This window comes from Candidatus Hydrogenedens sp., from assembly GCA_035361075.1.
GTDB lineage: Bacteria > Hydrogenedentota > Hydrogenedentia > Hydrogenedentales > Hydrogenedentaceae > Hydrogenedens.
This window is the reverse complement of sequence record DAOSBX010000032.1, coordinates 1-9,180: the sequence shown is the minus strand read 5'-3', so window position 1 is coordinate 9,180 and position 9,180 is coordinate 1. Positions and strand designations below refer to the sequence as shown.

Sequence of the window (9,180 nt, the reverse complement as noted above, 5' to 3'; positions counted from 1 at the left end):
TAGAAGGAATTCCGGAAGGCGAAGGTATTCCCGAAGGTGAGGGTATTATAGAAGGAACCCCCGAAGGCGAAGGCATTATAGAAGGGACTCCTGAAGGTGAAGGTACCGTAGAAGGAATTCCGGAAGGCGAAGGTATTCCCGAAGGTGAGGGGATTATAGAAGGAACTGTTGAAGGTGAAGGCATTACCGAAGGTGAAGGCGTTGTAGAAGGCTCATCAGAAGGGATGCAAGAAGGAATCGTAGAAGGCGAAGGTACAACCGAAGGAATTCCAGAAGGAACTCCTGAAGGGATTCCAGAAGGAGTAATTGAAGGTGAAATTCCGCCTTCACCACATAGTGCAGACCAAAATGCTGATTGGAAAATAAACCTATCAGAACTTCTTAGGGTGATACAGCTTTTCAATTTCGGTGGGTATCATTGTGCTTTACCTGGAGAAGAATCGGAGGATGGATATATCCCTGGGTTTGATGGAGATAAAAATTGTACTCAACATGCATCTGATTATAATCCACGAGATTGGAAAATTGATTTAAGCGAGTTACTCCGTGTAATCCAGTTCTTTAATATAGGTGGGTATTACCCATGTCCAGATAACCCAGAGAGTGAAGATGGTTATTGTCCCGGTTCTGGAGCCTCTGCATAATTAAAGACCATACAACAATAGTAAAGTAGAAAACTAATACCACGTTTCTACAAATATTACAAAAAACTATAGTTAGTTGAAGCACCATAATTATCTTGGAAACATGTTTTTGGCAAATTTATGATATATAGCAAAACGGATGTATATTAATTGTATTTTACTTATTGATTATCCTATAAATAGGGTAGGAATTTCTGGTCTTTCAACTTGCAAATTTAGTGATTAATAAGGAGCAAAAATATGAAGAAGGTACAGAATTGTTTTTTAGCATGCCTAATTATTATTTATCCTTTTATTCCATCTTATACATCTTCTTTGTGTGAAACTAATATTTTTGTTTCTGCTTGGAAAATGGATACTCCTATTATTATTCATTCTCATGATACGGATGTGAGCACATATTCTCTGGAAATACCTCCTTTTGAGATTAAGAAAGATATGATTCTGGTTATGAAATTTAAAGTACGTTTGCATACGGACACACCAGCAGGCTGGAATGAATATTTGGGAATTGAGGTGAACGGACAAGAGCTGGACAAACGAACGTCTTTTTCGGAGCAGGCAAGTGGGTATAATCGTCTTATTAACCGTGGAAGTCCATTAAAAACAACCCTTGGCGAAAAAGCATGGTGGAGTATAAGAAATGATGTTCCCGTACTTTTGGTATATTTTGGAGATGGAAATACATTAGATGAGCGAATATTGAATTATCAAGAAGAGGGATACTGGTATCTATTAAATATTTCGGATGTTGCTCATTATATTGAAGTAGGTGCAGACGAGAGAATTGAAAAGGCAGAAAAGAATCAAATCAATTTTATCAATACGTATATTAACAAAAATGTCCCAGATAAAAATATAGATATGGTCATTGAAAACCTTGAGATAGGATATCTGCCAAAAGAATTCGTAGAAAAATATTCAAAACCAGAGATGATGGCATATACGAACATAAATACTAAAGAAAGTATTTCTGTAAAAAATTATACTGTTAATATAGGACAAGATGGTGAAACAGAAATTAAAACAGCAGAGGGAAAGTATAAACTTGTCAGTACTTATTCATATCCATCCGAGAAAATAGGTTTCAGTTATTTTGATTCTACACATGAGAATCCTCCCGATTGGAAAATAGATATTCATAAAATCACTGATAACTCGGTATCCATCGAAGCCTCAGGGAAAGACTATTTAATAATGCGTAAAATCGAAGTACAAAATGAAAAAATAAGTATTAAAGAAACTATCACAAACAAGAATGATGAACCTATTGGAATTATTATCGCACATCAAATTATCTTAGAAGATATGCCTGTTCGATATCGGATTGCAGGTATTGAAGATACGGAGAGATTAGCAGGAGTAGCAGAAAATCCAACTATCTTTATGGCTTATAGAAACACCTCTTTAGGCTTTCTGGCAGAAGATAATTTACTACGTGCACAAGGTGAGATAACAAAGAAGAGTAATATGTTCCAATATTCCACAAAACATTTTGGTTTGGATAAGGGCAAAAGTTATACCTTCCAATTTTCATTGTATCCCTCACAGGGAGGTGATTACTTTACCTTTATTAACCAGGTACGGAATGAATGGCATGTTAATTATACTATTGAGGGACCTTTTGCTTTTTCGGACCAGATTATTCCAGGTCGAAAAATTAAAATATATACAGTCGGACCTTGGTTAGATTATTACAGTTTAAATCCTGAGACAGGCAAGGTATATACACGAGAAGATTATAAGAAACAAATCAAATCTATTATCGAGAGAATCAAGCAATCTCAACCTGATGCTTTAATATTAGGTCTTACAGAAACTAATTTATATACCATTGACAAACGAGATATCAAAGGTGGAGAAATACTTCCCGGAGGTTCTAACCCTCGCTCCGGAAAATATGGCTACATACTTGATAAAAAACAAAGTGAAGTCCTAAAAACAGGTATTAATGGCTGGGTAGATTCTATCTTACAAACAGAGGATGGCAGAGTTATTGTAGATACCTATTATCCAGATAGCCCAAACACATTAAATCTCATGTTATATCTGGAAAAAGAAAATTACCGCTACAAGTTCTTTAAGAATCAGATAGATTTTCTGATGGATGAGGTCGGCTTAGATGGTGTTTATATTGACCAATTTACCCTAAACTGGGGACCCATTGGAAGGGCTGATAGACATACTTATGAAAAATGGGATGGCTATACAGTTGATATTGATGAAGTAACGGGAAAAATTGCGAGAAAGTATACCGATTGTGGGGTCATCGGAGCAGAAGCAAGAAAAGATATTCTTAACTATATTGTGTCCAAAGGAGGTATATCAGTAATTAACAGTTTTCCAAGTGCAAATGAAGAACAAAATATCCCGAATGTATTTCGATTTGCTGAATTTGAAAATGACCCTGTAAATCCACTGACCTACATGGACAAAAAACCACCGTTAACTGTTTACTGTGCCAAAGGACACTTATCAACTCCTATTATCTTGGGTATTCGACCACAACGATTTGATGAGGAAGGGAAGAAAAAGTGTGCAGAAATTATTATGAAATCGGTAATCACTGCATTAAGAAATGGTTTACTATACTACTATTATGGCGATATTATTCCATCTGAAGGTGAAGGCTCTGGTGAATATGGACCCATAAATCACATGTTCCCATTCACGCCTGTTGAAATTAACGAAGGCTACATAATTGGGAAAGAACGAATCATCACTACTGTCTCAAAAACCTTCAACTGGCATAAAGAACCTGTTATTTGCCTTTTTGACTTAAAAGGAAAACAAATCGCTCATCATATTAAAGTTACAAAGAAAGAAACGTTTTATCTTATTGAAATCGTCCTTAATGACTGGAACCAAATCGCTATAGTAAAATAATATGTTCTTAAAACTACTCTTTTCATTTTGACTTTGTCGAAAGACTTTACTACCTCCTAAACGTCCCTTATTGCATCTATACGTATCTCATATAACGCTGTTTAGTTACATAAAATTATACAAACATGCATCTTTTAACCGTGTAAAAACGATACTATCAACTTTTATATAATGAAATAATAAGTTGGTTTTATTGTACAACCTAATAAATTATATGATTAAAAGATAAAAGTATGAATTGACAAGGAATTAAAAGTGGATAAGGTGATTTATTGGATACCACGAATATTATCTGTTTTTTTTATTTTATTTCTGGCAATGTTTTCACTGGACATTTTTGAAATGAATCTTGATTTTTGGGACACATTATTAGGTTTGTTTATGCATAATATCCCTTCGATTATCTTATCAATCATTTTAGTAATTTCATGGAAGTATGAGATTGTTGGCGGTATCGCATATATCCTTGCTGGACTGCTCTACATAGCATTACTTGTAAAAGCATCTATAACCTCTGGTTTCCAAATTTATTACCTTATATGGATAGTGATGATTTCTGGTCCTGCTTTTGTTGTTGGTTTCTTTTTTATTCTCTGCCGGTTTTCTAAAAAAGGTCAACTAAAAAGTATAAAAAAATGAATATATACTTTCCAAAAACTTTTAAAAATGATTAACCATCCTCACCACTTTCAAAATATACACTAAGATTTTTAAGTAAACTTTTTAAAAACGATAAACACAATTCGTAAGGGTTGTTAAAAACCCTTATTCTTTTCTCCTTTGCATACCGCTCATAGCAAGTACCAACATTCCGAATAATACAAAGTCTAATAAATATTTGAGCCAGTTATCATTATTTAATGATTTCTGTCCGAAACAGCCACAACCTTTTGTCTCTTCCTCTATACCAGCCTCAGTCTTGCTAATCTTACCATCGCCATTACTATCTAACGAATCAAATACATCCTTCGTTAGATTTGGATATTTACTGCTTGCTTCTTCCCAGCTCACCGAGCCGTCGCCATTTGTATCTAATCCAGCAAAATTTGTCTTTAATCCATTTATTAATTGATCTTTTGTTGTCGTTTCACCTTCTTTTGTTCCTTCACCTTCTTTTGTTCCTTCACCTTCTTTTGTTCCTTCACCTTCTTTCGTTCCTTCTGTCGTTGGACACGGTCCTGTTGAAACAACAACACTTACTACTGAACCATAGGTTAAGGACTCACCGGCTTCTGGCTGTTGACTTATCACATTCCCTTTTGGAATCTTATCATCACACTTGGAACTAACGATAGCAAAAATTAGACCCACATCCGTTAACAGTCTTTGTGCCTCTTCCTTCGTCTTTCCTGTTACATCCGGTACTCTTACAGGACATGGACCATCTGATACCACCAAATTTACTTCTGTTCCAGGGCTTACTTCTTCGCCTGAAGGTGGATCTTGACGTATCACTTTTCCTGCCGATATCGTATTATTGCATTCCTTGGTTATTGTGCCTGTTGTTAAGCCTGCTGTTGTTATCATATTCTTCGCATCATTTTCCGTTTTCCCTTTTATATTCGGTACTTTTACAGGACATAATCCAGATGAAAGAACAATATTTACTGCACTTCCAACACTTATTTGGTCACCTGCTGTTGGATTCTGTCGTATTACTTTTCCAACTGCTATTGTATCACTGCACTCTGAACTTACTGTTCCAAGTGATAAACCTACCCCTGTTAATAGATTCTGCGCTTCTGCCTCTGTTTTATCCACTAAATTCGGAACTGCAACGGGACATGAACCTGTGGATACAACCAAGTTTACTTGTGTCCCAACATTTGCTTGTTGTCCTGCTTCTGGATTTTGACGTATCACTTTTCCCGCAGATATTGTGTTACTGCACTCTTGAGTTATTACCCCTACTACTAAGCCTACTGCTGTTATCTGGCTCCGCGCATCACTCTCAGATTTATTTAATACATCGGGTACCGTCACAGGACATGGTCCAGTAGAAATAACTAAATCTACTGTGCTACCAAATAATAATTGTTGTCCCCCTGGAGTACTCTGACTTATCACTTTTCCTGATGCGATTACATTATCACAACTTGTAGAGACGGTTCCTACGTTTAATCCTACAGATGTTAATAAATTCCTTGCATCACTCTCTATCTTACCCACAACATCAGGAACTGTCACAGGGCACGGTCCACTTGAGACTACCAAATTTACAGTAGTCCCAACCTTTACTATTTGTCCAGCAGAGGGCTCCTGGTTTATCACGTTCCCTGATGCTATTGTATTGCTACACTCTTGTTTAACTGTACCGACTGTCAAGCCAGTTTCTACAATTAAACTACGTGCTTCACTTTCGGGCTTGTTAAATAAATTTGGAACAGTTGAACATGGACCAGGAATGGCTATTACTATGTTAACAGGAGCCCCAGGACCAATAGGTGTCCCTGCTTCCGGATTTTGGCGAATTACATTACCTTCAACCACTGTATCGCTACACTCCTGAGTTACCGTACCAAGTACTAAACCTGCTTGAGTAATTATATCGCGTGCTTCATTCTCTGTCTTATTTATCACATCTGGAACAGATATTGGACATGGCCCCTGTGAAACAAATATATTAACCACACTTCCTACCGGTACCATTTGTCCTACGATGGGATCCTGACGTATTACATTACCTGCAGGGAACGTATTATTACATTCATAATTCACGGTTACGTTTAGACCTGCCTGAGTTATTAAATTACGTGCTTCACTTTCTGTTTTAGCTACAACATTCGGAACAGATACAGGGCAAGGTCCAGAAGAGACAACTAAGTATATAGGTTTGTTAGAAGATATTTGAACCCCTTCACTTGGTTCTTGTGTGATAACAAGAGTGGCAGGTATATTATTATCACATTTCTCTGTGAAGACTCCATATAATCCTGTCGCAGTAAGAATTGCTTCTGCAGTAACCCTATCCAATCCAACAAAATTAGGCACTATTATCATTATTTCTTGCCAACGGAAGTATGGATAGGTTTGTCCTTCTATAATTGCCCATATCGAGGAAAAATCCCAATCTGTGAATGTTTCATATTGTTTCATTTGTTCTGTTGTTTTGCCTTCGCCACCTTCAGAAATTGTTAATTGACTTGTTTCTATATTCCAATAGCTATTGGTTACTGTTCCTATTGTGTAGTCTATATCTTCCAAATATCCTATTAATCCGCCGATATAGGATTCCCCATTCACTGAACCTATTGAATAACAGTTTTCTATTGTAGATTGTATATCGATAGTCGGGTCTAATCCTGGGAAATCAGTTGCTCTATGGTATCCAACTAAACCGCCAACAATGCAGTCGCCTACAACAGAACTTCCGGAATAGCTGTTTGTTATATCACTAATCCAGTTATATCCTACAAGTCCTCCAATATAAAACTTATCACCTAAAACACTCCCTAATGAATAGCATTGGTCGACAGTACCATACCAATTGAAACCGATTAGACCACCCACAGAAAAAATTCCCGCGACTATTACTGTAGAATAAGATTTATTAACTTTAAATCCATTTTGCCCTATCAAACCACCAATCTCTTTATCACCTTTTACTAATATACTATCGCGGTCATCGCATGGATTTACAAAACTTTCACTGACAATGCCACCGTTGTTACCAACGAGACCTCCTACCGATGTAATTCCTACAACATTGTTATCAGCATTGCATAAAGTATAACTTCTGAGTATGTTTCCACCAAAGGCATTTTCACCGACAAGTCCTCCGATGTTTGTATTTCCATCAACATAACAAAATGAATAACATTTCCTAATATCACCAATATTAGACCCTACTAATCCTCCATAGGCGAAACCCATTTCTGTAGTAGCAGGTCCTGTTACTCTTGAGAGTAGTGTGAAAGATTCTTCAATTGTTCCTGCATTACCACCTACTAAAACACCCACGTTTGATATACCTTGCACCCCAACACGATAGGCATTACATTGGACAATTCTACCACCTTGATTATAGCCGGCTAAAGCACCAACGTAGCTAATTCCGTTTACAGTTGCATTCTCTATCCCTACCCTTTCTATATACGCTCCTTGACCAACAAAGCCGAATAAACCAGTGAAACTATATGAAGAATTAATAAACAAGTTTACTATTTTATTATCATTTCCATAAAATCTACCTGTAAACGGATTTCTTCTCGTTCCGATGGGTTTAAAGCCAGCTCCACTGTTCATTACAGCTGTGCTTTGAGCGTCAATATCTCGAGCAAGCATATATGTTCCGTTCAGTGGATATTCGTAAACATTTCCTATCATAGTTAATTGTTCAATTGTCCATATCATTATGACGTCATCTACAATTTTTTCTCCGGGCAGAAAGATATCCTCCTGACCCAATAAAAGTTTGGGATAATAAATTGTTTCTTTCCAGACAAAATCGAAATCCCAATCTATATAAATCTGAGTCCCAAACATTTCTTGAGTTGTTTTGCCTACACCATCAGCAGAAACTAATAATCCGGATGTTTCTGTATTCCAAAAACTTGATATAACACTTCCAGAATTTATACCTACTAAACCGCCAGCTCCTGTTGTTCCTGTTACCAAACCTATAGCATAAGTTCTTAAAATGGAGCCACTATTCCAACCTACTAAACCTCCAACTACGCTTGTCCCTTTTACAGGACCTTGACTAAAACAGTCAATAATGGAACCTTTATTCGAACCCACTAATCCCCCTGAAATTGAGACACCACTTACTGAACTATCACTTTGGCATTCAATAATATTTCCTTCGCTTTCGTTAAATCCTACTAGACCACCCGTGCTCCCGTTATTACCAATTATTTGACTTCCTTCTGATGTAACACACCACTTAATTAGTCCCTCATTTCCTCCAGTTATTCCACCGATATTATCATTACCTCTAACCAAGGCAGATGAAGAAGTTTTTCCGATTATGCCTTTGTTCCCTCCTACCACACCCCCTATAGAATTATTCCCTTTTACTTCTGTGCCTATATAACATACTACACCTAATATTAATGAGTTTGTCCCACTATAGCCAACTAAACTTCCAACAAAATCCCTCCCTTCAATTTTGCTTGCGACAAAACAAAAACGAATTTTTGAATTTTCCATATAACCAGCATACGTACCAACATAATCTCTACCTATAATTTTATAATCAGTGCTATTTTCAATAGTTACATCATAAACGTCAGCAACTTTTATAGACCCATTACTTCCTAATTGGCTGAATAGCCCAATATAATCATCATCTTTTCGATCAATATATAAATTTTTTATTACTTTTTTCTTACCATTAAATGTTCCTATGAAGGGGCGTCTATTAGGGTTTGTATCAGTTGGCGCACCTATTGGTAAGAAGCCTTTTCCATCATTCCAATTTATTGTGTCGCTTGCATCAATATCATTTGCTAATTCATAGTCACCATCTAAGGGATATGAAGGGTCATTCCCAATTTTTTGCAACTCTTCTATTGTTTTTATTTGTATGGCTCCATAACTTGATAGAGAAAGGAAGATGCATATTAGAAAGATAAAAATAAACTTTTTTTCTGAATTTATCATGTGTTTAATGACTCTCCAAAATTTTTGAGATACTTTTTTTGTATTC

At 36.4% G+C, this 9,180-nt stretch carries 4 protein-coding genes; 3 read left to right on the top strand and 1 reads right to left on the bottom strand.

Features of this window, described 5'->3' with window-relative positions; all coding sequences use genetic code 11:
* From PLJ10_10070 to PLJ10_10060, 3 genes are all read left to right on the top strand, one after another.
* The coding region (locus tag PLJ10_10070; GenBank protein HOK09994.1) for a hypothetical protein at positions 1-644 on the top strand (644 nt) is incomplete at its 5' end.
* Between the two features lie 240 nt (positions 645-884).
* Positions 885-3,530, top strand: a complete 2,646-nt coding sequence (locus PLJ10_10065; GenBank protein ID HOK09993.1) for a hypothetical protein — start codon at positions 885-887, stop codon at positions 3,528-3,530.
* A 255-nt stretch (positions 3,531-3,785) separates the two neighbouring features.
* Positions 3,786-4,169 carry a hypothetical protein gene (locus tag PLJ10_10060; protein ID HOK09992.1) on the top strand — a complete coding sequence of 128 codons (384 nt, stop codon included), beginning with the start codon at positions 3,786-3,788 and terminating at the stop codon, positions 4,167-4,169.
* A gap of 126 nt (positions 4,170-4,295) precedes the next feature.
* Here PLJ10_10060 and PLJ10_10055 read toward each other — a convergent pair whose 3' ends face one another.
* Complete coding sequence (locus tag PLJ10_10055) at positions 4,296-9,134, bottom strand: PASTA domain-containing protein (GenBank protein HOK09991.1); 4,839 nt, start codon at positions 9,132-9,134, stop codon at positions 4,296-4,298.
* Between the last annotated feature and the right edge of the window lie 46 nt (positions 9,135-9,180).